The organism is Pseudomonas sp. 58 R 3, assembly GCF_900006605.1.
In the GTDB taxonomy this organism is placed as follows: domain Bacteria; phylum Pseudomonadota; class Gammaproteobacteria; order Pseudomonadales; family Pseudomonadaceae; genus Aquipseudomonas; species Aquipseudomonas salomonii.
The window spans coordinates 103902-128803 of the sequence record NZ_CVTT01000008.1 but is presented as its reverse complement, the minus strand read 5'-3'; the positions used below and the strand labels follow the sequence as shown (position 1 = coordinate 128803).

At 58.1% G+C, this 24902-nt stretch carries 24 protein-coding genes and 2 tRNA genes; 4 read left to right on the top strand and 22 right to left on the bottom strand.

Annotation, left to right across the window (positions count from 1 at the left end; all coding sequences use genetic code 11):
- Window positions 1-26 precede the first annotated feature (26 nt).
- The 10 genes from nusA to rlmE all read right to left on the bottom strand — a co-directional run bounded on the left by nusA (window position 27) and on the right by rlmE (window position 8621).
- Complete coding sequence (nusA, locus tag BFP92_RS00815; RefSeq protein ID WP_043051766.1) at window positions 27-1508, bottom strand: transcription termination factor NusA; 1482 nt, start codon at window positions 1506-1508, stop codon at window positions 27-29.
- Window positions 1509-1555: 47 nt separating this feature from the next.
- Window positions 1556-2014, bottom strand: a complete 459-nt coding sequence (gene rimP / locus BFP92_RS00810) for a ribosome maturation factor RimP (RefSeq protein WP_032865935.1) — start codon at window positions 2012-2014, stop codon at window positions 1556-1558.
- Window positions 2015-2154: 140 nt separating this feature from the next.
- Window positions 2155-2231 (bottom strand) — tRNA-Met (locus tag BFP92_RS00805).
- A 96-nt stretch (window positions 2232-2327) separates the two neighbouring features.
- Window positions 2328-2413, bottom strand: a tRNA-Leu gene (locus BFP92_RS00800).
- Window positions 2414-2435: 22 nt separating this feature from the next.
- Window positions 2436-2819 (bottom strand): preprotein translocase subunit SecG, encoded by a 384-nt coding sequence (gene secG / locus BFP92_RS00795; protein ID WP_010206600.1) that lies wholly within the window; start codon window positions 2817-2819, stop codon window positions 2436-2438.
- A gap of 4 nt (window positions 2820-2823) precedes the next feature.
- Entirely contained in the window at window positions 2824-3579 is a 756-nt protein-coding gene (gene tpiA, locus BFP92_RS00790) for a triose-phosphate isomerase (RefSeq protein ID WP_043051841.1), read from the bottom strand.
- Window positions 3580-3645: 66 nt separating this feature from the next.
- Window positions 3646-4983, bottom strand: coding sequence for a phosphoglucosamine mutase (glmM, locus tag BFP92_RS00785; protein WP_065911180.1), 1338 nt, complete (start codon window positions 4981-4983; stop codon window positions 3646-3648).
- Between the two features lie 16 nt (window positions 4984-4999).
- Window positions 5000-5851: a dihydropteroate synthase gene (folP, locus tag BFP92_RS00780; RefSeq protein ID WP_065911179.1), complete on the bottom strand. Its 852-nt coding sequence runs from the start codon at window positions 5849-5851 to the stop codon at window positions 5000-5002.
- A gap of 8 nt (window positions 5852-5859) precedes the next feature.
- Window positions 5860-7770, bottom strand: coding sequence for an ATP-dependent zinc metalloprotease FtsH (gene ftsH, locus BFP92_RS00775; protein WP_032865933.1), 1911 nt, complete (start codon window positions 7768-7770; stop codon window positions 5860-5862).
- A 200-nt stretch (window positions 7771-7970) separates the two neighbouring features.
- A complete protein-coding gene (rlmE, locus tag BFP92_RS00770; RefSeq protein ID WP_017139255.1) occupies window positions 7971-8621 on the bottom strand; it encodes a 23S rRNA (uridine(2552)-2'-O)-methyltransferase RlmE in 651 nt (216 codons plus the stop codon).
- A gap of 105 nt (window positions 8622-8726) precedes the next feature.
- On the opposite strand from rlmE, the gene BFP92_RS00765 reads away from it, so the two are divergent.
- On the top strand, window positions 8727-9035 hold the full coding sequence (locus BFP92_RS00765; protein WP_017139256.1) for a YhbY family RNA-binding protein: 309 nt from the start codon (window positions 8727-8729) through the stop codon (window positions 9033-9035).
- A gap of 8 nt (window positions 9036-9043) precedes the next feature.
- Here BFP92_RS00765 and BFP92_RS00760 read toward each other — a convergent pair whose 3' ends face one another.
- From BFP92_RS00760 to grpE, 8 genes are all read right to left on the bottom strand, one after another.
- Window positions 9044-9448 (bottom strand): hypothetical protein, encoded by a 405-nt coding sequence (locus BFP92_RS00760; protein WP_056858278.1) that lies wholly within the window; start codon window positions 9446-9448, stop codon window positions 9044-9046.
- Between the two features lie 28 nt (window positions 9449-9476).
- Complete coding sequence (greA, locus tag BFP92_RS00755) at window positions 9477-9953, bottom strand: transcription elongation factor GreA (protein ID WP_025857108.1); 477 nt, start codon at window positions 9951-9953, stop codon at window positions 9477-9479.
- A complete protein-coding gene (gene carB, locus BFP92_RS00750; protein WP_058419962.1) occupies window positions 9950-13171 on the bottom strand; it encodes a carbamoyl-phosphate synthase large subunit in 3222 nt (1073 codons plus the stop codon). Before carB ends, greA begins: the two co-directional genes overlap by 4 nt.
- A gap of 105 nt (window positions 13172-13276) precedes the next feature.
- Window positions 13277-14413: a glutamine-hydrolyzing carbamoyl-phosphate synthase small subunit gene (gene carA, locus BFP92_RS00745; RefSeq protein WP_065911178.1), complete on the bottom strand. Its 1137-nt coding sequence runs from the start codon at window positions 14411-14413 to the stop codon at window positions 13277-13279.
- A gap of 259 nt (window positions 14414-14672) precedes the next feature.
- Window positions 14673-15479 (bottom strand): 4-hydroxy-tetrahydrodipicolinate reductase, encoded by an 807-nt coding sequence (gene dapB, locus BFP92_RS00740; RefSeq protein ID WP_065911177.1) that lies wholly within the window; start codon window positions 15477-15479, stop codon window positions 14673-14675.
- 10 nt (window positions 15480-15489) lie between these two features.
- Window positions 15490-16614, bottom strand: coding sequence for a molecular chaperone DnaJ (gene dnaJ / locus BFP92_RS00735; RefSeq protein ID WP_056858273.1), 1125 nt, complete (start codon window positions 16612-16614; stop codon window positions 15490-15492).
- Window positions 16615-16932: 318 nt separating this feature from the next.
- Window positions 16933-18846 (bottom strand): molecular chaperone DnaK, encoded by a 1914-nt coding sequence (gene dnaK / locus BFP92_RS00730; protein WP_058419959.1) that lies wholly within the window; start codon window positions 18844-18846, stop codon window positions 16933-16935.
- A gap of 102 nt (window positions 18847-18948) precedes the next feature.
- A complete protein-coding gene (gene grpE / locus BFP92_RS00725; protein WP_017139264.1) occupies window positions 18949-19509 on the bottom strand; it encodes a nucleotide exchange factor GrpE in 561 nt (186 codons plus the stop codon).
- A gap of 254 nt (window positions 19510-19763) precedes the next feature.
- Between grpE and recN the strand changes: the two genes are divergently transcribed.
- On the top strand, window positions 19764-21437 hold the full coding sequence (gene recN / locus BFP92_RS00720; RefSeq protein ID WP_017139265.1) for a DNA repair protein RecN: 1674 nt from the start codon (window positions 19764-19766) through the stop codon (window positions 21435-21437).
- A 98-nt stretch (window positions 21438-21535) separates the two neighbouring features.
- Here the strand turns inward: recN and fur are convergent, their stop codons facing one another.
- Window positions 21536-21940: a ferric iron uptake transcriptional regulator gene (gene fur / locus BFP92_RS00715; RefSeq protein ID WP_017139266.1), complete on the bottom strand. Its 405-nt coding sequence runs from the start codon at window positions 21938-21940 to the stop codon at window positions 21536-21538.
- 98 nt (window positions 21941-22038) lie between these two features.
- Between fur and BFP92_RS00710 the strand changes: the two genes are divergently transcribed.
- Window positions 22039-22566: an outer membrane protein assembly factor BamE gene (locus tag BFP92_RS00710; protein ID WP_017139267.1), complete on the top strand. Its 528-nt coding sequence runs from the start codon at window positions 22039-22041 to the stop codon at window positions 22564-22566.
- A 63-nt stretch (window positions 22567-22629) separates the two neighbouring features.
- Here BFP92_RS00710 and BFP92_RS00705 read toward each other — a convergent pair whose 3' ends face one another.
- Complete coding sequence (locus BFP92_RS00705) at window positions 22630-22932, bottom strand: RnfH family protein (protein ID WP_065911176.1); 303 nt, start codon at window positions 22930-22932, stop codon at window positions 22630-22632.
- Window positions 22925-23359: a type II toxin-antitoxin system RatA family toxin gene (locus BFP92_RS00700; protein ID WP_056858270.1), complete on the bottom strand. Its 435-nt coding sequence runs from the start codon at window positions 23357-23359 to the stop codon at window positions 22925-22927. Before BFP92_RS00700 ends, BFP92_RS00705 begins: the two co-directional genes overlap by 8 nt.
- Window positions 23360-23526: 167 nt before the next feature.
- Here BFP92_RS00700 and smpB point away from each other — a divergent pair, with 167 nt between their 5' ends.
- A complete protein-coding gene (smpB, locus tag BFP92_RS00695; protein WP_003176160.1) occupies window positions 23527-24009 on the top strand; it encodes an SsrA-binding protein SmpB in 483 nt (160 codons plus the stop codon).
- Window positions 24010-24037: 28 nt separating this feature from the next.
- Here the strand turns inward: smpB and BFP92_RS00690 are convergent, their stop codons facing one another.
- Window positions 24038-24805 carry a GntR family transcriptional regulator gene (locus tag BFP92_RS00690; RefSeq protein ID WP_065911175.1) on the bottom strand — a complete coding sequence of 256 codons (768 nt, stop codon included), beginning with the start codon at window positions 24803-24805 and terminating at the stop codon, window positions 24038-24040.
- Window positions 24806-24902: the final 97 nt, after the last annotated feature.

Sequence of the window (24902 nt, the reverse complement as noted above, 5' to 3'; positions counted from 1 at the left end):
CACTTCTCTCCTCAGGCCGCGCCTAGTTACTCGAACCAATGGGCTCGGGCGGCCATGATCAACTTGCCGGCACGATCATCGTCAATGCCGTCGATGTCGAGCAGATCGTCAATAGACTGCTCGGCCAGGTCTTCGCGGGTAATTACGCCGCGCACCGCCAGTTCCATCGCCAAATCCTTGTCCATACCCTCAAGCGAGAGCAGGTCTTCGGCCGGATGGGCGTCTGCCAGCTTTTCCTCAGTAGCGATGGCTTTAGTCAACAAGCGATCCTTGGCCCGAGCGCGAAGCTCGTTGACGGTGTCTTCGTCAAAGCCGTCGATGTTGAGCATTTCTTCCAACGGTACGTAGGCAATCTCTTCCAGGCTGGTGAAGCCTTCATCAACCAGTACCTGTGCCAGGTCTTCATCGACTTCCAACTCTTCGATGAAGTTGCGCAGGATGTCACCGGTTTCAGCTTGCTGCTTAGCCTGGATGTCCGATTCGGTCATCACGTTCAGGGTCCAGCCGGTCAGTTGGCTGGCCAGACGCACGTTCTGACCACCACGACCAATGGCCTGAGCCAGATTGTCTGCGCCAACGGCGATGTCCATTGCATGGGCATCTTCGTCAACGATAATTGCCGCCACTTCAGCCGGCGACATGGCGTTGATCACGAACTGCGCCGGGTTATCGTCCCACAGAACGATGTCCACACGCTCACCGCCCAACTCGCCCGACACTGCCTGGACGCGCGAACCGCGCATACCAATGCAGGCACCTTGCGGGTCGATGCGCTTGTCCTTGGAGCGGACCGCGATCTTGGCGCGCGAACCCGGGTCGCGGGACGCAGCCATGACTTCGATCAGGCCTTCGGCGATTTCCGGCACTTCGATGCGGAACAGCTCGATCAGCATTTCCGGCGCGGTACGCGACAGGATCAGCTGAGGGCCGCGGTTCTCGGTGCGGATTTCCTTGAGCAGCGCACGCAGACGCACGCCGACACGGAAGGTTTCGCGAGAGATGATGTCTTCGCGGGCCAGCAACGCTTCGGCGTTGTTGCCCAGGTCGACGATCACGTTGTCGCGGGTCACTTTTTTCACGGTGCCGGAGATGATCTCACCCAGGCGTTCGCGATAAGCGTCAACGACTTGAGCGCGCTCAGCTTCGCGAACCTTCTGCACGATAACCTGCTTGGCGGTCTGTGCAGCAATACGGCCGAACTCGATCGACTCGATCTTTTCTTCGACGACATCACCGACCTGGGCGCCCGGATGCGTTTGCGCAACCTTGCTCGGCCAGGTTTCGATGGCCGGATCATCAAGATCGGCTTCTTCGACGACCGTCCAGCGACGGAAAGTCTCATAGGCACCGGTGTGGCGGTTGATTTCCACACGCAGATCAACTTCGTCTTCAAAACGCTTTTTGGTAGCAGTGGCCAGGGCCAGCTCCAGCGCTTCAAAAATCACGTTTGCCGGTACGCCCTTTTCATTGGATACCGACTCAACAACCAGCAGTACTTCTTTGCTCATCGTACGCCTCGCCTTTCGCAAGCCATTGGATCCGCGGGATCCGCGTCTCAGTCAAAACTGGGAATAATGTTGGCCTTGTCGATCATATCGATCGGCAACAGGAATTCATGGTCTTCTACCTGCACCACGACATCCTGTTCTTCTACACCGCGCAGAAGGCCCTGAAAGTTGCGTCGCCCTTCAAAGGGAGAGCGCAGCTTGATCTTCACTTGTTCACCGGCAAATTTTGCAAACTGATCAATAGTGAACAGTGGGCGTTCCATGCCTGGCGAGGAAACTTCGAGGGTGTATTCAACGGCGATTGGATCTTCAACATCCAGCACACCGCTGATCTGACGGCTGACAATGGCACAATCGTCCACCAGCACACCGCCCTCTTTATCGATATAAACGCGCAACATTGAGTGGCGACCTTGAGCCGAAAACTCAATACCCCAGCATTCATAGCCTAGGGCCACGACCACCGGGGCCAGCAAGGCCTGCAACTCTTCTAGCTTGCTCGACACCTGAACCCCCTCGCGCATGTATGTGCATGCTGTGCAAAATAAAAAAATGGGCGAAACGCCCATCCTTGAAACGCCGTCGAACAGCGGCGTTGAAAGTGTCCAGCTAACAAAAAGCCCCTTAAAAGGGGCTCCGCTAAAACTGGTTGCGGGGGCCGGATTTGAACCGACGACCTTCGGGTTATGAGCCCGACGAGCTACCAGACTGCTCCACCCCGCGACAAAGCTGGGGCGGAAGTATACGACCGATCCCTTACAGGGTCAATGTAACCTTCCACCTACAAGAAAGCCCGCAACAGCGGGCTCTCCTGATAATTGGTACCGAGAAGGGGACTCGAACCCCTACACCCTATGGGCACAACCACCTCAAGGTTGCGTGTCTACCAATTCCACCACCTCGGCAATACAGCGTTTACAACCCTTCTTACTTCTGCTCTTGAGCTGGAGGTACGTCAGTCGCTGGAGTAGCCGACTTTTGCTCTTGAAGCACCGGGACATCATCAGAAGCCGGTTTTGCTTTTGGTACTTCCAACACTGCTGGGTTTGGGAGACCTACTTGAGTCAGCACATGAGCTTTCTCTTTAGCAAAGTAACCTAACCCCAAGCTGGTTATGAAGAAACCGGCGGCAAGTATAGCAGTAAACTTACTAAGAAAGGTAGAGGAACCTTGGCTTCCGAACACAGTATTTGAAGCACCTGCACCGAAAGACGCACCAGCATCCGCACCTTTACCCTGTTGCAACAAAACCAGGGCAACTACGCCCAGGGCAGCCAACAGATGAAAAACGACTACGACTGTTTCCAGCATTTTTTCAGTTTCCCGCGGCGCGACAGATCGCACCGAACTCATCTGCATTCAGGGAAGCTCCACCAATGAGCCCCCCATCGATATCCGGCATGCCGAACAGTTCGACCGCATTGGCCGCCTTCACGCTGCCGCCGTATAGAAGCCGCACACCTTGTGCGACTTCAGAATTCTCTGCCGCTAACTGCGCGCGAATGGCTGCGTGCACATCCTGCGCCTGTTGCGGTGTAGCAGTCAGCCCGGTGCCAATGGCCCAGACCGGCTCGTAAGCGATTACTGCCTTTGCAAATGCACCAACACCCAGCTCCTCAATGATGCTGCCCAGCTGACGCGAGACAACCTCCAGAGTCTTGCCCGATTCACGCTGCTCCAGGGTCTCCCCTATGCACAACACGGGAATCAAGCCACAAGCCTGTGCCGCTGCGAACTTGCGATTGAGTGTCCCATCACGCTCGCCCATCATCTGACGGCGCTCGGAGTGCCCGACAAGCACATAGGAACAACCCGCATCAACCAGCTGACTCGGTGAAATCTCACCGGTCAACGCACCTTGCATGGGTTCCACCGCAGAGTTCTGCGCGCCGACCTGAATCGACTTGCCTTTCAAGCCATCAACCACTTGGTTGATATGCAAGCAAGGCGGGAAAACCGCAACATCAACACCGCCAGGCAAGGCCAAGTGACGAAGGCCATTGATCAGCTCAGCGACACTGGCGCGGGTACCGTGCATCTTCCAGTTACCAGCTACCATAGTGCGACGCATGCTGTACCTCGTCGGTCAAAGTGGGCGCAGATGTTACCCAACCACATCATCACTGGCAAGCCGAATTCAGGCGCAAATTTCAGTTACCAGTTTTGCCAGGTCTTCGGCGTGGCCGCGAACCTGCGTTTCGTCCTCGCCTTCGACCATGACACGCACCAACGGCTCTGTGCCGGACTTGCGCAACAACACGCGGCCACGCCCCGCCATTGCGAGGGTCACACGCTCACAGGCGTCTTTGACAGCAGGGTGCTCGATAGGGTTTTCGCCACCGGCAAAGCGCACATTCAGCAGAACCTGCGGGCATTTGCGCAGCGCCTGGCGCGCTTGAGCCAGACTCTCTTTGCGACGACGCAACGACAGCAGCACCTGCAGCGCAGCAATAATGGCATCGCCCGTGGTGGTGTGCTGGAAGCAAACCACATGCCCCGAGTTCTCTCCGCCCACCAGCCAGTTACGTTCCAGCAACTCGGCGATGACATAGCGGTCACCGACATTGGCGCGTACAAACGGAATCCCCAGCTCGGCCAAGGCCAACTCGAGCCCGAGGTTGCTCATCAGCGTGCCAACCACACCGCCTTGCAGCCTGTCACGCTCATGCAGGTCGCGGGCAATGATGAACAACAGCTCATCGCCATCCACCACTGCGCCGGTGTGATCCACCATCAATACGCGGTCACCGTCGCCATCGAAGGCAATGCCGAGGTCAGCGTGCTCAGCCAGGACAGCAGCCTGCAGCTGCTCCATATGCGTCGAGCCGCAGTTATCGTTGATGTTCAAACCATTTGGCTGGGCCGACAGCACCGTCACATCGGCGCCCAGCTCCTTGAATACGCTGGGAGCCACTTTGTAGGTTGCACCGTGAGCGCAGTCGACAACAATTTTGAGGCCGGCAAAATTGGTACTGGTCGGCACGCTGCTCTTGCAAAACTCGATGTAACGGCCCGAGGCATCATTGATACGCGAGACCTTGCCCAGCTTGCTGGACTCAACCACGGTCATCGGCGCATCCAGCAACTCTTCGATCATCAGTTCGATCTCGTCCGGCAGCTTGGTGCCCTGGCCCGAGAAGAACTTGATGCCGTTGTCATCATGGGGATTGTGCGAGGCACTGATCACGATACCGGCTTCAGCGTGGAAGGTACGCGTCAGGTAAGCGATTGCAGGTGTCGGCATGGGCCCCAGCAGCATGACATCGGCGCCTGCGGCAGACAGCCCCGCCTCCAGCGCAGATTCGAACATATAACCCGAGATGCGGGTGTCTTTGCCCACCAGGATGCGGCAAGCGCCCATGCTGCGGAACGCCATACCGGCCGCCCAACCCAGCTTGAGCATAAAATCAGGAGTAATCGGGAATTCGCCGACCCGACCACGAATACCGTCGGTGCCAAAATATTTTTTAGTCATAAGTGCTCCATCATTCTTATTCGGCTGATTCTACCGCGGCCAGCATGCGCACCACATCAACGGTCTCGGCGACGTCATGCACCCGCAAAATACGCGCGCCCTTGGTCACGGCAAGTGCCGCCAACGCCAGGCCACCGTACAACCGCTCACCCACCGGGCGATTCAGGGCCAGCCCTATCATGCTCTTGCGCGACACGCCGACCAACAGGGGTCGACCAAGTGCGTGCAAGGCCTCCATATGCTTGAACAGGCTCAAGTTGTGTTGCAGGGTCTTGGCGAAGCCAAACCCGGGATCCAGGATAATCTGTTCGGCGGCGATACCCACCTTGGTGCACTCAGCCATTCTTTGCGCAAGAAACCCACTCACCTCCCCCACAAGATCATCGTAGTGCGGGCTGTCCTGCATATTGCCGGGCTCTCCCACCATATGCATAAGGCACACCGGCAGCCCGGTGGCCGCCGCCGCATCCAGGGCGCCATCACGCTGAAGGGAGCGCACATCATTGATCAGCCCGGCACCGAGGCGCGCCGTCTCGCGCATTACGGCGGGAGTCGAGGTGTCCACCGAAATGATCACGTCCAGCTCACGGGCAATCCGCTCGACGATTGGCGCAACCCGCTCAAGTTCCTCCAAGGGGGAAACCACGCGAGCGCCCGGCCGAGTTGACTCACCACCGACATCAATCAGTGTCGCGCCGGCCGCCACCATCGCCTCGGCATGACGCAACGCGGCATCCTGCTGGCTGAAGCGGCCGCCGTCAGAAAAAGAATCGGGGGTTACATTAAGAATGCCCATGACATGCGTATGGGCCAAATCAAGAACCCGGTTGCCGCAAGGCAACCGGGTGGAGGACAGCACAGAAGTCATTTCAAACCTTAGTGGTCAGCTGCGGGGCCGCCGATCGGGGCTTCAGGGCGCTCGTTCTGCACCACAGGCGGGGTGCCCGAAGTGCCCGAACCACCTTCCCAATCCCGAGGCTCACGCGGTGCGCGACCCGCCATGATGTCGTCGATCTGATCGGCATCAATGGTTTCGTACTTCATCAGCGCATCGGCCATTGCATCCAGCTTGTCGCGGTTATCCGTCAGGATCTGCTTGGCCGTCCCGTAGCACTGGTCAATGATGCTGCGCACCTCGGAGTCGATCAGTTTGGCCGTCTCACCCGAGAAGCTGGCAGCTTGACCGCCACCACCACGCCCCAGGAACACTTCGCCTTCTTCCTCGGCATACATCAAAGGACCGAGTTTTTCCGACAAGCCCCACTTGGTCACCATGTTCCGTGCGATCTGGCTGGCACGCATGATGTCGTTGGAAGCACCGGTGGTCACACCGTCGAAGCCAAGCGTCATCTCTTCAGCAATCCGGCCGCCATACAGCGAACAGATCTGGCTGATCAGCGCCCGCTTGGAGAGGCTGTAACGATCCTCTTCCGGCAGGAACATGGTCACACCCAGCGCACGCCCACGAGGAATGATCGACACTTTGTAGACCGGGTCATGCTCAGGCACAACGCGACCAACAATGGCGTGACCGGCTTCGTGATAAGCGGTGTTCTGCTTCTCTTTCTCGGACATGACCATGGATTTGCGCTCGGCGCCCATCATGATCTTGTCTTTGGCCAGTTCGAACTCTTTCATTTCAACAATGCGCTTGCCGGTACGGGCAGCGAACAACGAAGCCTCGTTGACCAGGTTGGCCAGGTCGGCACCGGAGAAGCCTGGCGTACCACGGGCAATCACGGCCGGAGCCACGTCGTCACCCATTGGCACTTTGCGCATGTGTACTTTCAGGATCTGCTCACGACCGCGAATATCCGGCAGACCGACCACAACCTGACGGTCGAAACGGCCTGGACGCAGCAACGCCGGGTCGAGTACGTCCGGACGGTTGGTCGCGGCGATGACGATGATGCCATCATTCATTTCGAAGCCGTCCATCTCAACCAGCAATTGGTTGAGGGTCTGCTCGCGCTCATCATGACCGCCACCCATGCCGGCGCCACGATGGCGACCCACGGCATCGATTTCGTCGATGAAGATGATGCACGGCGCGTGCTTCTTGGCCTGCTCGAACATATCGCGGACACGGCTGGCACCGACACCGACGAACATTTCGACGAAGTCAGAACCGGAAATGGTGAAGAACGGCACCTTGGCTTCACCGGCAATTGCCTTGGCCAGCAAGGTTTTACCGGTACCCGGAGGACCGACCATCAGCACGCCGCGAGGAATGCGGCCGCCCAGGCGCTGGAACTTGCCCGGGTCACGCAGGAACTCAACCAGCTCGCCGACTTCTTCCTTGGCTTCATCACAACCTGCGACGTCAGCCAGGGTGGTCTTCACCTGATCTTCGGAAAGCAGGCGCGCCTTACTCTTGCCGAAACTCATCGGCCCGCCCTTGCCTCCCGCACCACCTTGCATCTGGCGCATGAAGAACATGAACACGGCGATAATCACCAGGATCGGGAAGCTCGCTACCAACAACTGAGTCCAGATGCTCTGCTGCTCAGGCTGTTTGCCTTCAACCACTACGTGGTTATCCACCAGGTCGCCGATCAGACCGTTGTCCTGGATTGCCGGACGAATGGTCTTGAAGCTGTCGCCATCGTTGCGCTTGCCGGTGATCACGTAGCCATCAACCGCTACGCGCTCGACCTTGCCATCCTTAACTTGCTGGATGAAGTCGGAATAGTTGAGGGTCTGCGGCTCGTTAGGGCTGGAGAAGTTGTTCATCACCGTCACCAGGACAGCCGCGATGATCAACCACAGGATCAGATTCTTTGCCATATCGTTCAATTAACTACCCTCTGAAGCAAGCTCCGCTAGTGGCGCGCGCTTCGCATGATATTCACCGGCCTAACTTACTACATTACCTACAACTCTGGCAGGCGCCGTCTGTAACCCTTTGTGAAACTTTGACTACACAATATTCGTAAAGCTTCGTGACGAAAGCGATATAAAAAAACCTATCACCCTCCTCGAATTCCTCAAAAACGCTCTTCGCTCTCAGCCCCTTCAACACCACGGAAGCCGCGGCACAGCAGGTATTGCTCGCGCGACCGGTCTCGCGAAGAGTCAGGTTTGCGCGTCTGTACCTTGTCGAACAGCTTGCGGATGTTCTTGTGGTACTCGTCAAAACCTTCGCCCTGGAAGACTTTCACCAGGAAATCACCGCCCGGACGCAAAACCCGACCCGCCAGATCCAGTGCCAACTCGCACAGGAACATAGCGCGCGGCATATCAACGGCCGGTAATCCACTCATATTGGGGGCCATGTCGGAAATCACAAGGTCTACCTGCGAATTTCCCACAGCCTCGAGGATCTCGGCCAACACCGTGTCCTGAGTGAAGTCGCCGTGTACAAAGGTCACATCCGGGATGCTGTCCATCTCAAGGATGTCGGATGCGATCAATCGACCTTGCCCACCAATCAGACGACTGGTCACTTGGGACCAGCCACCAGGGGCTGCGCCAAGGTCAATAACGCTCATACCAGGACGAATCAATTTGTCCTTGTCCTGGATCTCCAGCAGCTTGTAGCTGGCCCGGGAACGGTAGCCGTCCTTTTGCGCCTTTTTGACGTAAGGATCGTTGAAATGTTCTTGTAGCCACTTAAGACTGGTTTTGGAACGGGCCACGGGCCACCTCGAAAATAAAACGGGTCGTGATTAACTGGGCGGTCCCGGACTCGCTCGGGTAAACTGGCCGCCGCTTTTTACAAGATCAGACGCAGGGGTCAGATTATGCCGCTCACTCAAGAGCAGAAGAAACAGTACAAATCCATTGGCCACCATCTGAAACCAGTTCTGATTGTGGCAGACAACGGTTTGACTGAAGGTGTGTTAGCCGAACTGGAACGCGCATTGGGCGATCACGAACTGATCAAGATCAAGGTCAACATCCTTGACCGCGAAGCGCGTTTGGCCGCCATTGCAGAACTGTGCAAGGTCGGCAAAGCGGACCTGGTCCAGGTCATCGGCAAGATGGCACTGCTGTATCGCAAGAACTTCAGCGTCAACAAGCAGCTGTCGAACGTACACCGCTTCAAGTAATACAAGGGTCACGGGCGTGCTTCGCGCGCCCTGCCGCTCCATCCCGGTGCCGGCTGTATAACCAGCACCAGGCCGGAGAACCCTAGCACAAGATAGCTGAATAGCTGCCAGCGCAACGCTTGCGGCAGCCACACATGCACCACGCAGAACATTGCGCACGCATACAGCGCCATCAACAGCAGTTGGCCGCGAATATCCCGCCACAAGCTCTCCAAACCCTCGGCCTTGACCAGCACCAATGCCTGGAGCGTCACGCACGCCGCTGCAAAACCCACCAGCAGCGCACTCAGCATTCCGTTGAGCTCATCAATCAGCAGCGGCGCCAGGCCAATCAGGCCCAACACCGGCAGCACACCGATATGCAACAACCACAGGCCGCCCACCCACAGCATCTGGGCAAGCTGCCAAAGCATGGCGCCCGCACGAAGCGGGCGCCGTCTTTCAGATGTGACGAACTTCAACAATCTCGTACTCGATTACACCACCGGGTGTTTTCACAGCCACCACATCACCCTCTTCCTTGGCAATCAAGGCGCGGGCCAGTGGCGAACCGACGGAGATTTTGCCGAGTTTGAAGTCGGCTTCGTCTTCACCGACGATGTGGTAAACCACGCTTTCGTCAGTTTCGACGTTGGCGATTTCCACGGTGGTGCCAAAAATCACTTTGCCGGTCTTCGGAATGGTCGTTACGTCGATCACCACCGAATTCTGCAGGCGGCCTTCGATATCACGGATCCGCGCCTCAACCATACCCTGCTGCTCACGGGCAGCATGGTATTCGGCGTTTTCCTTCAAATCACCCAGCTCGCGAGCCGTACCGATGTCCTGGCTCAGCTTTGGACGAACGACCTTGGTCAGATGGGCGTGTTCCTCTTCCAGGGCTTTAAAGCCCTGGACGGTCATTGGGTATTTGGTCATGCCTTCAATCCTGCGTGTAGATCCTGCAAGCGACGCACGGTCTTTTCCGGACCGAACTTGAGCGCTTCGCAGATGGCTTCGCCAGCAGCAATGGTGGTGGTGCAGTAGATCTTGTGCTGCAAGGCATTACGACGAATGGAATAGGAGTCCGCGATCGACTGGCGACCTTCGGTGGTGTTGATGATCAGGGTGACTTCGTCATTCTTGATCATGTCGACCACGTGCGGACGGCCTTCCGTTACCTTGTTCACGCGACGTACTTTCAGGCCGGCAGCCTCAATCAGCTTGGCCGTCCCGGCAGTCGCCACGACTTCAAAGCCCAAGTTGATCAGATCACGGGCCACGCCTGCAACCAGTGGCTTGTCATCATCACGCACGCTGATAAACGCAGTACCACCGGTCGGCAGCACTTCGCTGGCGCCCATTTGGGCCTTGGCGAACGCTTCACCGAAGGTATCGCCCACACCCATCACTTCACCGGTGGACTTCATCTCCGGGCCCAGGATCGGGTCCACGCCAGGGAATTTGGCGAAGGGGAACACCGCCTCTTTCACGCTGTAGAAGTTCGGAATGATTTCCTTGGTGAAGCCGATTTCCTTCAGGGTCTTACCGGCCATCACGCGAGCAGCGATCATGGCCAGGGACACACCGATGCACTTGGAAACAAATGGCACGGTACGCGAAGCGCGCGGGTTCACTTCGATGACGTAGATGTCTTCGCCTTGCAGCGCCAACTGAACGTTCATCAGGCCAACCACACCCAGTTCCAGGGCCATTTTCTTGACCTGCTCACGCATCTCGTCCTGGATGTGCGCCGGCAGCGAGTACGGCGGCAGCGAGCAAGCGGAGTCACCGGAGTGAACGCCAGCCTGTTCGATGTGCTGCATGATCGCGCCGATGACGACGTCAGTGCCGTCGCACACCGCATCCACGTCCATTTCGATGGCGCAGTTGAGGAAGTGGTCCAACAGCACCGGGCTGTCGTTCGACACTTTCACCGCATCACGCAGGTAGCGCTTGAGTTCGTCTTCTTCGTAGACGATTTCCATCGCCCGACCGCCCAATACGTAGGACGGACGCACCACCAGCGGGTAGCCGATCTTGCTGGCTGCGCGGATGGCTTCGTCTTCGCTGCGCACGGTGGCGTTTGGCGGCTGACGCAGGTTCAGGCGTTCAACCATTTGCTGGAAACGCTCACGGTCTTCAGCACGGTCGATGGCGTCAGGGCTGGTGCCGATGATCGGCACGCCGGCCGCTTCCAGGGCACGCGCCAGTTTCAGCGGGGTTTGGCCGCCGTACTGCACGATCACGCCTTTTGGCTTCTCGACGCGGCAGATTTCCAGCACGTCTTCCAGGGTGACCGGCTCGAAGTACAGGCGGTCGGAAGTGTCGTAGTCAGTGGAAACGGTTTCGGGGTTGCAGTTGACCATGATGGTCTCGTACCCGTCTTCGCGCAGCGCGAGGGCGGCGTGTACGCAGCAGTAGTCGAACTCGATGCCCTGGCCGATACGGTTCGGACCGCCACCCAGGATGATGATCTTGTCACGGCCCGACGGCGCAGCTTCGCACTCTTCCTCGTAGGTGGAGTACAGGTACGCGGTGTCGGTGGCGAACTCGGCGGCGCAGGTGTCAACGCGCTTGTAGACCGGGAAGATATCCAGCTTGTGGCGATGGGTACGCAGGTTCTTCTCGGTCACACCCAGCAGCTTGGCCAGACGCTGGTCAGAGAAGCCTTTGCGCTTGAGGCGGAACATCAGGTCGCGGTCGATGGAGGACAGACCGAGGGTCTTGACCTTCTCTTCTTCCTTGATCAGATCTTCGATCTGCACCAGGAACCAAGGGTCGATCATGTTCATGCCGAAGATATCTTCAACAGTCATGCCCGCGCGGAACGCGTCAGCCACGTACCAGATACGCTCGGCGCCCGGCACAGTCAGCTCGCGCTTGAGCACGCTCATGCTTTCCGGGTTACTCAGGTCGAGCTTCTCGTCCAGGCCGCAAACACCTACTTCCAGGCCGCGCAGCGCTTTCTGCAGGGATTCCTGGAAGGTCCGGCCGATGGCCATGACTTCACCAACAGACTTCATCTGCGTGGTCAGGCGCGCGTCGGCTTTCGGGAACTTCTCGAAAGCAAAGCGCGGCAGCTTGGTCACAACGTAGTCGATGGACGGCTCGAAAGACGCCGGCGTAGCGCCGCCCGTGATTTCGTTTTGCAGTTCGTCCAGGGTGTAACCGATCGCCAGCTTGGCAGCGATGCGCGCAATCGGGAAACCGGTTGCTTTCGATGCCAGCGCCGAAGAACGCGACACACGCGGGTTCATCTCGATGACGACCATGCGGCCGGTGTCCGGGCAGATACCGAACTGAACGTTTGAACCGCCGGTTTCAACGCCGATCTCACGCAGCACCGCCAACGAGGCGTTACGCATGATCTGGTATTCCTTGTCCGTCAGGGTCTGCGCCGGAGCAACGGTGATCGAGTCGCCGGTGTGCACGCCCATCGGGTCGAAGTTTTCGATGGAGCAGACGATGATGCAGTTGTCCTTTTTGTCGCGGACAACCTCCATCTCGTACTCTTTCCAGCCGATCAGGGATTCGTCGATCAGCAGCTCTTTGGTCGGCGACAGGTCCAGACCACGGGCGCAGATTTCTTCGAACTCTTCACGGTTGTAAGCGATGCCGCCACCGGTGCCGCCCATGGTGAAGGACGGACGGATAATGCACGGAAAGCCCAGCTTTTCGAGAACCGCATTGGCCTCTTCCATGCTGTGGGCAATGCCGGAGCGCGGGCAGTCAAGGCCGATGGATTTCATGGCCTTGTCGAAACGCGAACGGTCTTCAGCCTTGTCGATGGTGTCGGCGTTGGCGCCGATCATCTCTACGCCGAACTTCTCCAGAACGCCTTCGCGCTCCAGGTCCAGGGCGCAGTTCAATGCGGTCTGGCCACCCATGGTCGGCAGCAACGCGTCCGGACGCTCTTTTTCGATGATCTTGGCAACGGTCTGCCACTTGATCGGCTCGATGTAGGTGGCGTCGGCCATGTCCGGGTCGGTCATGATGGTGGCCGGGTTGGAGTTCACCAGGATGACGCGGTAACCCTCCTCGCGCAGGGCTTTACAGGCCTGGGCGCCGGAGTAGTCGAATTCGCAGGCCTGGCCGATCACGATCGGGCCAGCGCCGAGAATCAGGATGCTTTTTATGTCTGTACGTTTTGGCATGGGTTTGTCACTCAAATCCGCAGGTCAGTCGGCAAGCCGTCTTGAACAATCGTTGAAGAGCCTGCGGGGGCCACCGAGGTTCGGGGCCGCCCGCAGGCCTCTCAGTCAGCGTCGCTTGGCCATCTCATTGATGAAACGGTCGAACAGCGGCGCCACGTCGTTCGGGCCAGGGCTGGCTTCAGGGTGGCCCTGGAAGCTGAACGCGCTCTTGTCGGTGCGCTCGATGCCTTGCAAGGAGCCGTCGAACAGCGACTTGTGAATCGCGCGAACGTTGCTCGGCAGGGTGGCTTCATCCACCGCAAAACCGTGGTTCTGGCTGGTGATCATCACAACGCCGGTGTCCAGGTCTTGTACCGGGTGGTTGGCACCGTGATGGCCGTGGCCCATTTTCAGGGTTTTGGCGCCGGAGGCCAGGGCCAGCAGTTGGTGACCGAGGCAGATGCCGAATACCGGAATTTCGGTTTCCAGCACGTCCTTGATGGCCTGGATGGCGTAGTCGCATGGCTCAGGGTCACCCGGGCCGTTGGACAGGAACACGCCGTCCGGTTGCAGGGCCAGCACGTCGCTCGCAGGGGTTTGCGCCGGCACTACGGTCACGCGGCAGCCGCGCTCAACCAGCATGCGCAGGATGTTGTACTTCACGCCGTAGTCGTAGGCCACAACGTGGTATGGCAGATCAGCAGCTTCGAGGGTCGCGTGACTGTCGGTCTTCAAGTCCCAGACAGTGGAGCGCCACTCGTACTTCTCTTTAACGCTGACAACTTTTGCCAGGTCCATGCCTTTCAGGCCTGGGAAACCTTGCGCAGCGGCGATCGCCGCCTCTTCGGAGATACTGTCACCGACCATGATGCAGCCGTTCTGCGAGCCTTTTTCACGCAGAATGCGTGTAAGGCGGCGCGTATCGATACCGGCGATCGCCACAACGTTGTTGGCTTTCAGGTAATCGGACAGCGACATCGTGTTACGCCAGTTGCTCGCAACCAGGGGCAGGTCACGAATCACCAGACCGGCCGACCAGACACGATCAGACTCGACGTCTTCCGGTGTAGTACCGGTGTTGCCGATGTGCGGATAGGTCAGGGTAACGATCTGCTGGGCGTAGGAAGGATCGGTAAGGATTTCCTGATAGCCGGTCATGGCAGTGTTAAACACTACCTCTCCAACGGTTTGACCGTCGGCTCCAATGGCTTCGCCGCGAAAAATGCTGCCATCAGCAAGGGCGAGTATGGCTGGCTTAGTCAAGAAGACCTCCCGTAAATAAAGCCTGAAAGGGCGATCGCAGGTTGTAAAAAAGCGGAGTGACGTATGGACACGTCACCCCGCTTCTTCACTGAATTATTCTGCGCGCTTTTAGTGGACACACTAAAGCTGTAGCTTACAGAAAAAGGCTTTTTGGGTCCACCGCTAATGAGCCTTAAAGGCAGGGGAATGCGACAGGACGTCGCTTAGCGGGTAAAAACGGGGCCTAAGCATAAGCTTGAGGCCCGGTTTTAGCTACTGATTAGTGCAGATCCAGCACGTCGCGCATGTCATACAGACCCGGCTCGCGACCTTCCAGCCAGAGCGCCGCACGCACCGCACCCTTGGCGAATGTCATGCGGCTGGAGGCCTTGTGCGTGATCTCCAGGCGCTCGCCTTCACTGGCAAACAGCACGGTGTGATCACCGACCACATCACCACCGCGCACCGTGGCAAAGCCGATGGTGTCACGGGCCCGCGCACCGGTATGGCCTTCACGGCCGTAAACAGCGACTTTGGACAGGTCGCGCCCCAGGGCATCGGCAATCGCCTCGCCCATGCGCAGCGCAGTACCCGACGGCGCATCGATCTTGTGGCGATGATGGGTCTCGATGATCTCGATATCCGCCTCATCACCCAACACGCGCGCGGCCAGGTCCAGCAACTTGAGCGACAGGTTCACGCCGACGCTGAAGTTGGCAGCGAAGACGACCGGAATATCCTTGCCCGCCTCCATCAGCAACTGTTTCTGCTCGGCATTCAAACCTGTGGTGCCGATGACCATGGCCTTGCCCGCCTTGCGGCAGAACGCCAGGTTTTTCAGCATCACTTCCGGCAAGGTGAAGTCGATCAGCACATCAAACTCGTCAGCCACCTGCTCCAGGTTGCCCGACAACGAAACACCGATGCGACCCAACGAGGCCAGCTCACCGGCGTCCGCACCGATCAGCGTGCTGCCGGGGCGAACAATCGCCGCCGTCAGCCCGGAGGCCGGCGAGCGCTGCTGCACCGCCTCGACCAGCGTCTTGCCCATGCGCCCGGCAGCGCCCATTACGGCTATACGTCGCATATTCACGTCCTTACAAGTCGCCGAAGAAGCGCTTCACACCATCGAAGAAGCCGGTGGTTTTCGGCGAATGGGAGTCATCGCCTTCCAACGAGCTGCGGAACTCTTCAAGCAGTTCGCGTTGACGGCGACCCAGATTGACCGGCGTTTCCACCGCCACACGGCACATCAAGTCGCCAGCACCGCCACCGCGCACCGGCGCAACGCCTTTGCCACGAATGCGGAACTGCTTGCCGGTCTGGGTGCCTTCCGGGATCTTGAGCTTGACCCGACCATCCAGGGTCGGAATTTCCAGCTCGCCACCCAATGCCGCGTCGACAAAGCTGATCGGCACTTCACAGAACAGGTGCTTGCCATCACGCTGGAAGATCGAGTGCTCACGCACATTGATCACCACGTACAGGTCGCCCGTCGGGCCACCTTGAGCGCCCGCCTCGCCTTCGCCCGACAGGCGAATACGGTCACCGGTATCAACACCCGCCGGCACTTTCACCGAAAGGGTTTTGTACTCTTCGACACGGCCTTCGCCATGGCAGGAGTCGCACGGGTCGGAAATGATCTTGCCCTGGCCATGGCAGCGCGGGCAGGTCTGCTGCACCGAGAAGAAGCCCTGTTGCATGCGCACCTGACCAATACCGCCACAGGTTGGGCAGGTGATCGGCGAGGAACCTTTCTTGGCCCCCGAACCGTCGCACGGCTTGCAGTTGACCAGCGTCGGCACACGGATATTGACCGTGGTACCGCGCACAGCTTCTTCCAGGTTCAGCTCCAGCGTGTAGCGCAAGTCACTGCCGCGCTGGGCACCGCCGCGCTGACCGCCACGGCCGCCGCCAAAAAAGTCACTGAACACATCGCCGAAAATATCGGAGAAGTTCTGACCACCAAAACCGGCCCCGCCGCCGCCCATGCTCGGGTCGACACCGGCATGGCCATACTGATCGTAGGCCGCGCGCTTATTGGGATCACTCAGGCATTCGTAGGCCTCATTGGCCTCCTTGAACATCTCTTCGGATTCTTTGCTATCCGGATTACGGTCCGGGTGGTGCTTCATCGCCAGGCGACGGTATGCCTTTTTCAGGTCCGCCTCGCTGGAGCTGCGCTCCACACCCAACACTTCGTAATAGTCACGCTTTGCCATAAGTCTTTGCACTCTTAAGGACGTTCAGCCCGGCCCTCCTGAGCCTTGCCAAACTCGTTGAGCCCCAATACAGGCCCGGACCCAACTCACGTCAATTCAACGATCCTGGTCATAACTACTTTTTAGCCAGTGACCCGGCCAAAAATGCGGTATTTACTGCTCGGAAAGCAGGAGCATTCCCGATCACACCGCCAGCACCCGAACCTTGTCGCATGCTGTAAAAATTCACATACCCCAGACACGCCAACGCGGGAGCAAGCTCCCGCGCGGCGACATCCTACCAGTCACCGCTTGATAGCGGTCAACCGGGCAACCAACTTACTTCTGCTCTTTGACTTCTTCGAACTCGGCATCGACAACATCGTCGTGCTTGGCTTCAGGCTCTGCTTGTGCAGCGCCTTCTGCCGGCTGGCCTTGCTCGGCGTACATTTTCTGAGCAACCGGAGCGGAGACTTTCGACAGCTCCTCAACCTTGGCTTCGATGGCAGCCTTGTCGTCACCTTTAATGGCGGTTTCCAGGGCAACCACAGCGGCTTCGATTGCAGTCTTCTCTTCGGCGGTCACTTTGTCGCCTGCTTCGGAGACCATTTTACGCGTCGAGTGAACCAGGGCATCGCCTTGGTTACGCGCACCGGCCAGCTCAGCAAACTTGGCATCCGCATCAGCGTTGGCTTCAGCATCACGAATCATCTGTTGAATTTCTTCATCAGACAGACCGGAGTTGGCCTTGATGGTGATCTTCTGCTCTTTGCCGGTCGCCTTGTCTTTGGCGCCTACGTGCAGGATACCGTTGGCATCGATGTCGAAGGTCACTTCAATTTGTGGCACGCCACGTGGTGCTGGTGGAATCTCGGCCAGGTCGAACTTGCCCAGAGACTTGTTCTGAGCGGCTTGCTTACGCTCACCTTGCAGCACGTGAATGGTCACAGCGCCCTGGTTGTCGTCGGCCGTCGAGAACACTTGCGATTTCTTGGTAGGAATCGTGGTGTTTTTCTCGATCAGCGCGGTCATCACGCCACCCATGGTTTCGATACCCAGGGTCAGCGGGCTGACGTCCAGCAGCAGCACGTCTTTTACGTCGCCGGCCAGTACCGCACCCTGGATCGCAGCACCCATGGCAACCGCTTCGTCCGGGTTCACGTCTTTACGTGCTTCTTTACCGAAGAACTCGGTGACCAGCTTCTGAACCAGTGGCATACGGGTCTGACCGCCAACCAGGATCACGTCGTTGATCGAGCCAACGTCGATACCGGAGTCTTTCAGCGCGATGCGGCAAGGCTCGATGGTGCGTTGAACCAGGTCTTCAACCAGCGCTTCCAGCTTCGAACGGGAGATCTTCACGTTCAAGTGCTTAGGACCAGTGGCGTCTGCAGTGATGTACGGCAGGTTCACGTCGGTCGACTGAGCCGAAGACAGCTCGATCTTGGCTTTTTCAGCGGCTTCTTTCAGGCGCTGCATCGCCAGCGGATCACCCTTAAGGTTCATGCCGCTTTCTTTCTTGAATTCGTCAACGAGGTAGTCGATCAGACGAATGTCAAAGTCTTCACCACCCAGGAAGGTGTCGCCGTTGGTGGCCAACACTTCGAACTGGTGCTCGCCGTCAACTTCAGCGATCTCGATGACGGAGACGTCGAAAGTACCACCGCCCAGGTCATAAACGATCACGGTGTGGTCGCCCTTGGCCTTGTCCATACCGTAGGCCAGAGCGGCTGCGGTGGGTTCGTTGATGATACGTTTTACATCCAGGCCCGCGATGCGGCCGGCGTCTTTGGTCGCCTGACGCTGGCTGTCGTTGAAGTAGGCCGGAACGGTGATCACCGCTTCAGTCACGGCTTCACCGAGGTAGTCTTCGGCGGTTTTCTTCATCTTTTTCAAGATTTCAGCCGAGATTTGCGGCGGCGACATTTTCTGGCCGTTTACTTCAACCCAGGCGTCACCGTTGTCAGCCTTGGCGATTTTGTAAGGGACCATCTTGATGTCTTTCTGTACGACTTCTTCGTCGAACTTACGACCGATCAGACGCTTAACCGCGTACAGGGTGTTGTGCGGGTTGGTCACAGCCTGACGCTTGGCCGATTGGCCGACGAGGATTTCACCGTCGTTGGCGTAAGCAATGATCGACGGCGTGGTACGCGCGCCTTCGGCGTTTTCGATAACTTTAGCAACGCCGTTTTCCAGCACGGAGACGCAGGAGTTGGTAGTCCCCAGGTCGATACCGATAATTTTGCCCATGATTTACTCTCCCGAAACTTTAATTTGGTTGCCGCAGCAGTGGTGGCTAACTGCGGTAGCACTTAAACGCTTGACTTATAGATGGGGCCGTTACGACTGATTTCAAGCCTGCTCATCAATAGAAGGTGCAACGGGTGCAGGAGCCTTGCTCACCACCACCATCGCCGGGCGCAACAAACGACCGTTGAGCTGATAACCCTTCTGGAACACTTTCAATACGCTGTTGGGCTCCAGGTCATGGCTTTCCTGCATGGCCATGGCTTGGTGATGCTCAGCATTGAACGGCTCACCGCCTTGTGGATCGATGGCTTCCAACTGATAACGCTTCAGGGTGTCCTGGAACATTTTCAGGGTCAGCTCGATCCCTTCGCGCATCGGACGGATGTTTTCGTCGTCCGGGTTGGACAACTCAAGGCCACGCTCCAGGCTGTCGATAATCGGCAGCAGGTCATTGGCGAATTTTTCCAGCGCGAATTTGTGAGCCTTTTCGACATCCTGCTCGGCACGGCGGCGGACGTTCTGCAGATCGGCGGCAACACGCAAAGATTGATCCTGCGCAGCGGCCAATTGCTCTTCGAGCACTTGCACACGAGTCGCCAGTTCATCACCGGCAGCCGAATTGGCGTCTGGAGTTTGCGTATCCTGCGTCTGTTCGTCAGCCATAGATTTCTCCTTTCAAAATCATGCGCGAACTCAACTCGCGCTTCTGTTCCGGTATATGGGGCCACAATTTCCAGGTTCAAGGGCGCAGGCGTTACCAAAAGTCTTTCAGTTGCTCTGGATCAATTCCGGCAGCGTCATTGCGCTTTGCGCTAAAAAACACGTCCATTCAAGCAAATTGAGCTAAGCATCAGGATTGTCAGCCCCAAACAAAACACTGTATAAATAACCAGACCTAAAGCCTGGGAGCGGCCGTCATGCTGGTGCACCTGTCCGTACATAACTACGCCATCGTTGAACACCTGGACCTCGAACTGGATCGCGGGATGAGCGTAATCACAGGCGAAACCGGCGCCGGCAAATCGATCATGCTCGACGCCCTGGGCCTGACCCTGGGCGACCGCGCCGACAGTGGCGTGGTACGCCCAGGCGCAGACAAGGCCGATATCCTCGCCACTTTCGACCTCGCCGATATTCCCGAAGCCGAGGCCTGGCTGGCCGAGCGCGACCTTAATAATGAAGGCCCGTGCATCCTGCGCCGCGTCATCACGGCGGAAGGTCGTTCACGCGGCTACATCAATGGCACACCCTGCCCGCTCGGCGATTTAAAGGCACTGGGCGAGTTGCTGATCGATATCCACAGCCAGCACGAACACCAGTCGCTGCTCAAAACCGACACCCATCGTCGCCTGCTCGACGAATACGCCGGCGCCACCGACCTGGCCCGCCAGGTGCAACTTGCCGCCCAGCGCTGGAGGCAAACCCGCCAGGAGCTGGAGCGACTCTCCAACTCCGGCGACGAACAACGTGCTCGCCATCAACTGCTCAGCTATCAGCTTGAAGAGCTGGAAAGCCTGGGCCTTGGCGAAACCGAGCTGGAGCAACTGGAGCAGGAACACAAGAACCTGACCAACGCCGAAACCCTGCTGGGTATCTGCCGGCAAGTGGTGGAACAATGCAGCGAAAGTGATTCGGGCAATGTACTCAATGCACTCACCGCCAGCCTCAATCGCCTATCAAGCGTGAACAGCGGGTCGGGCTCCTTGAGCGAGGCCACAACCTTGCTCACCAGTGCGCAGATCCAGGTAGAAGAAGCCGTTGGCGAACTCAATCGCTTCCTCGATCACTTCGACGCCGACCCGGCGCGTCTGCAAGAAATCGAAGAGCGCCTGGACACTATCTATACCCTGGCGCGCAAACACCGTATCCAGCCGACCGAAGTGGCGACGATGCAGCAAAAGCTGCTGGATGAAATCGAAACCCTCAACGCCAACGACGAGTCGATTGAACGGCTGGGCGATGAACTCGCCTCCTTCGCCCGCCACTACCAGGAAAAGGCCCGCGAACTCAGCGACCTGCGCCAGCAAGCCGCTACCAGCCTGGCCAGCGCCGTGGAGCAGGAAATTCAACGTCTGGGCATGCCCGGCGGGCGCTTCACCATTGAACTGCACGCCAACACCAGCAACGAGTTGCAACCCCATGGCCTGGAACAGGTGGAGCTGCTGGTCAGCGCCAACCCTGGCCAGCCGCTTAAGGCACTGGCGAAAGTGGCCTCCGGTGGTGAGCTGTCGCGGATCAGCCTGGCGATTCAGGTGATTACCGCCCAGACCTCACGGGTACCCACGTTGGTATTCGACGAAGTGGACGTGGGGATCGGCGGGCCGACGGCGGAGATTGTCGGCCAACTGCTGCGCCGCCTTGGCGAACGTGGCCAGGTGCTCACCGTGACTCACTTGCCGCAAGTGGCCGCCCAAGGGCATCAGCATTTATTTGTACACAAAGTGCGCGGCAGCGATGCGACGCATACGGCCGTGTCCAAACTGAATAAATCGGAGCGGGTAGAAGAAGTGGCGCGGATGTTGGGCGGCATCGACCTGACGAAAGAATCCCTGGCCCACGCCAAGAAAATGGTGGTGGCTGCCAAGGCCTGAATCGAGCTTTTTTCGCTCTATTTTCTCTCCTATAGAAAGCACGAAGGCGACCCTGGGGTCGCCTTCTATCGTTTCACAGAGCAAATCTGTGTCGATTTTTACTTTTTCTTACGGATGTACAGGACCAGATTATGGTCCACCAAATCGAATCCATGCTGCTCAGCGATCTGGTGCTGGAGCTTCTCGATTTCCGGGCTGGTGAACTCGATAACCTCATTGGTATCCAGGTCAACCATGTGATCGTGATGACCACCGTCAGCCAATTCGAACACTGCATGACCGCCGTCGAAATTATGACGAACCACCAGCCCTGCGGCTTCAAACTGGGTCAGCACACGGTAAACCGTGGCCAGGCCAACGTCCTCGTTAGACTCCATCAGCGCCTTGTAAACATCCTCGGCACTCATGTGGCGCTGCTCAGCAGAATCGAGCATTTGTAGAATCTTGACTCGTGGCAGAGTCACTTTAAGACCGGCTTTGCGTAGTTCGCTATTTTCAACCATGGTTAGCTTTCTCGCGGATGCTGCTTCGCAGCTTCTCTTAATACGGGTATGATCGGCGTTTACGTTGTCCCAGCCAAGATAGTGGAAGTCGCCCACCGATGCAAAACACCAAGCTCTTGCTAACCAGTTTCACCCTTGTGGGACTGCTCGCACTCGCCGGTTGTTCATTCCCCGGGGTTTACAAAATCGACATCCAGCAGGGCAATGTCGTCACGCAGGACATGATAGACCAGTTACGCCCGGGAATGACCCGACGGCAAGTACGGTTTATTATGGGTAACCCCCTGCTGACCGACACTTTTCATGCCGATCGCTGGGATTATCTCTACAGCATCCAGCCAGGTGGCGGTGAGCGCCAGCAGGAACGCGTCAGTGTCATCTTCAATGGCAATGACCAGCTTGTGAGCCTGTCCGGTGACTTCATGCCCGGCGTAAGCCGTGATGAAGCCTTGCTCGGCAAGGACAACGGCACCAATGTGACTGCGCCAGCGCAGGAAGCAGAGAAGCCGAAGTCCGAAGTGCCGGCCAAGCCTGGCTCCTTGCTGGATCAGATCCAGAAGGACGTCGACGGCGTGCAGACCGTTCCTGTCCCGACGCCACAGCCTCTGGACACCAGCCCGCAGTAATTGTGCGGCGCTCGATAAAAAGCCCGGCATGCCGGGCTTTTTATTGCCTGCCGATTGGCAGCCTTATGGGTTCTGCTGCCGCGCCAAGGCCGCCTTGGCCGCACGCAGCCTGCGCACTTCCTTGGGGTCTGCCAGCAAGGGCCGGTAAATCTCGATTCGATCACCTGGCTGCGCCACACGCACGTGCGCATCAGCGATCACTTTGCCGAATATGCCCAGCGGGCAATCCGCCAATACCAACCCTGGAAACTGCTCAGCAATCCCCGACGCCAGCACCGCGGCCTTCAGGCTAGTATCCGCAGGCACCGTCACCGTCAGCAAGACCTGGCGATCCTCGGCGGCGTACACCACTTCAATCTCAACCATGCAGTTGTTTGGCCCGCTGGCAGAATGCATCCACCAGGGTATTAGCCGCCTGGTTGAACAAAGGCCCCAAGGTCGCCCGCACAATCGGGCCGGCGTAATCAAAAGACAGGTCCAGGCTGATCTTGCAGGCCTTGTCGGTCAGCGCCTTGAATACCCATACCCCATGCAACTGGGTGAACGGCCCTTCCTGCAGGTTCATCTCAATGGATTTGCCCGGCACCAACACATTGCGCGTTACAAAATGCTGGCTAAGCCCACCCTTGGCCACCCCGACACTGGCGACCATATGCTCATCGCTGCTTTCCAGCACGTCGGCGGTTGAGCACCAAGGCAGGAACTCCGGGTAACGCGCTACGTCATTGACCAGGTCATAGAGCGCCTGCGCCGGATAAGGCAATAAAGCCGAACGTTGAATATGCGTCGTCATGTGAGCGTTACTTCCACTGCTTGAGGCAAACATCGCGAAAGAACAGCCCAATCCGCGAGAGAAAAAAACCAGAGAACTGCCGGTATTGTCCGGGATTCGTCCAACACGCTCAAGCACGCAGGTTGACCGTAGCCGACACGCTCGCAACTCCCTATAATGCCGCCCCTATGGCTAAACAAAAGAAACACCCCACAGGGACCATCGCGCAAAATAAAAAGGCGCGACATGATTACTTCATCGAACATCGGTTCGAGGCTGGTCTGGTCCTGGCCGGCTGGGAAGTAAAAAGTCTGCGCGCCAGCAAGCTGCAACTGGTCGACAGCTACGTATTGCTCAAAGATGGCGAGGCATGGCTGCTGGGCAGTCATATCACCCCGCTGACCACCGCGAGCACCCACGTGATTGCCGACCCGGTGCGCACGCGCAAGCTGTTGCTCAACGCCCGCGAACTGGAAAAGCTCGCGGCCGCCGTACAGCAGAAAGGCTATGCCTGCATCTGTCTGTCCTGGTACTGGAGCAAGCACCTGGTCAAGTGCGAGATCGCGCTGGGCAAGGGCAAGAAGGAATACGACAAGCGCGATACCGAGCGTGAGCGTGACTCCAACCGTGAGTTGCATCGCGCCGTGCGCAACAAGGGCAAGGAAGAGTAATCCTTGTAACGGTGTAGCCCCGCGCGGGCTACATCCCTTTACGTCGCTCCGCCCGAGCCACGCGCTGGACCTCCTGACGCACCTCCTCCAACACTTCCTGCACATACAGCAGGTGACGCGTTGAGACTTCCCGCGCCTGCTCGGCGCGCCCTTCGATAATCGCCAAATACAAATCCCGATGCTGACTGATCAACATGTCACGGGTTTCTGTGCGCTGCTGGTACATGCCACCGATATTGGTCACCACGTTACGCTTGAGCAAATCGAACAGGCCACGAATGGTGTGCAGCAACACGGCGTTATGGCTGGCTTCAGCGATGGCCAGGTGAAACCGTGCATCCGCCGCACCCTCTTCCAACCGGCTGACTTCATCGGCGCGGGTGTAGCAATCCTGTAGCGCCTCAAACGCTGCAGTCAGCCGCTCGCGGTCGACCTGAGTGGCACGCAATGCGGCGTAGTAAGCGCAGGACGCTTCCAGGGTCTGACGAAACTCCAGCAAATCCCGCTGAGCCTCCGGGTTATTTTCCAGCAGGTGCAGCAACGGATCACTGAAGGTCGAACCCAGTGAGTCCGCCACATAGTTACCGCCGCCCTGACGACTGACCAACAACCCCTTGGCCGCGAGCTTCTGGATCGCCTCCCGCAACGAAGGGCGCGACACGCCAAACTGTTCAGCCAAAGCGCGCTCGGCTGGCAAGCGCTCGCCCGACTTGAGCGTGCCCTCGAGGATCATGCCCTCAAGCTGCTCGACAATATCGTCAGACAAACGGCGCTGACGCACCTGATCAAACCCCATAACTCACTCTCCACAAACCCGACCACTCGCCAGGCCCTCTATTCTCGCCTATCGCCGCGCTTGCGGCACCTATCAGAACGCCTTCGATTCACCCAAC

What these genes read in the sequence shown, in the direction of transcription:
- nusA (WP_043051766.1), bottom strand. Translation starts at nt 1,508, where the DNA reads ATGAGCAAAGAAGTACTGCTGGTTGTTGAGTCGGTATCCAATGAAAAG.
- dnaK (WP_058419959.1), bottom strand. Translation starts at nt 18,846, where the DNA reads ATGGGCAAAATTATCGGTATCGACCTGGGGACTACCAACTCCTGCGTC.
- dapB (WP_065911177.1), bottom strand. Translation starts at nt 15,479, where the DNA reads ATGCGACGTATAGCCGTAATGGGCGCTGCCGGGCGCATGGGCAAGACG.
- BFP92_RS00765 (WP_017139256.1), top strand. Translation starts at nt 8,727, where the DNA reads ATGCCGCTCACTCAAGAGCAGAAGAAACAGTACAAATCCATTGGCCAC.
- glmM (WP_065911180.1), bottom strand. Translation starts at nt 4,983, where the DNA reads ATGACTAAAAAATATTTTGGCACCGACGGTATTCGTGGTCGGGTCGGC.
- secG (WP_010206600.1), bottom strand. Translation starts at nt 2,819, where the DNA reads ATGCTGGAAACAGTCGTAGTCGTTTTTCATCTGTTGGCTGCCCTGGGC.
- smpB (WP_003176160.1), top strand. Translation starts at nt 23,527, where the DNA reads ATGGCTAAACAAAAGAAACACCCCACAGGGACCATCGCGCAAAATAAA.
- greA (WP_025857108.1), bottom strand. Translation starts at nt 9,953, where the DNA reads ATGACCAAATACCCAATGACCGTCCAGGGCTTTAAAGCCCTGGAAGAG.
- BFP92_RS00700 (WP_056858270.1), bottom strand. Translation starts at nt 23,359, where the DNA reads ATGACGACGCATATTCAACGTTCGGCTTTATTGCCTTATCCGGCGCAG.
- recN (WP_017139265.1), top strand. Translation starts at nt 19,764, where the DNA reads ATGCTGGTGCACCTGTCCGTACATAACTACGCCATCGTTGAACACCTG.
- tpiA (WP_043051841.1), bottom strand. Translation starts at nt 3,579, where the DNA reads ATGCGTCGCACTATGGTAGCTGGTAACTGGAAGATGCACGGTACCCGC.
- grpE (WP_017139264.1), bottom strand. Translation starts at nt 19,509, where the DNA reads ATGGCTGACGAACAGACGCAGGATACGCAAACTCCAGACGCCAATTCG.
- carB (WP_058419962.1), bottom strand. Translation starts at nt 13,171, where the DNA reads ATGCCAAAACGTACAGACATAAAAAGCATCCTGATTCTCGGCGCTGGC.
- BFP92_RS00690 (WP_065911175.1), bottom strand. Translation starts at nt 24,805, where the DNA reads ATGGGGTTTGATCAGGTGCGTCAGCGCCGTTTGTCTGACGATATTGTC.
- folP (WP_065911179.1), bottom strand. Translation starts at nt 5,851, where the DNA reads ATGACTTCTGTGCTGTCCTCCACCCGGTTGCCTTGCGGCAACCGGGTT.
- dnaJ (WP_056858273.1), bottom strand. Translation starts at nt 16,614, where the DNA reads ATGGCAAAGCGTGACTATTACGAAGTGTTGGGTGTGGAGCGCAGCTCC.
- fur (WP_017139266.1), bottom strand. Translation starts at nt 21,940, where the DNA reads ATGGTTGAAAATAGCGAACTACGCAAAGCCGGTCTTAAAGTGACTCTG.
- BFP92_RS00760 (WP_056858278.1), bottom strand. Translation starts at nt 9,448, where the DNA reads ATGCTTTGGCAGCTTGCCCAGATGCTGTGGGTGGGCGGCCTGTGGTTG.
- ftsH (WP_032865933.1), bottom strand. Translation starts at nt 7,770, where the DNA reads ATGGCAAAGAATCTGATCCTGTGGTTGATCATCGCGGCTGTCCTGGTG.
- BFP92_RS00710 (WP_017139267.1), top strand. Translation starts at nt 22,039, where the DNA reads ATGCAAAACACCAAGCTCTTGCTAACCAGTTTCACCCTTGTGGGACTG.
- BFP92_RS00705 (WP_065911176.1), bottom strand. Translation starts at nt 22,932, where the DNA reads ATGGTTGAGATTGAAGTGGTGTACGCCGCCGAGGATCGCCAGGTCTTG.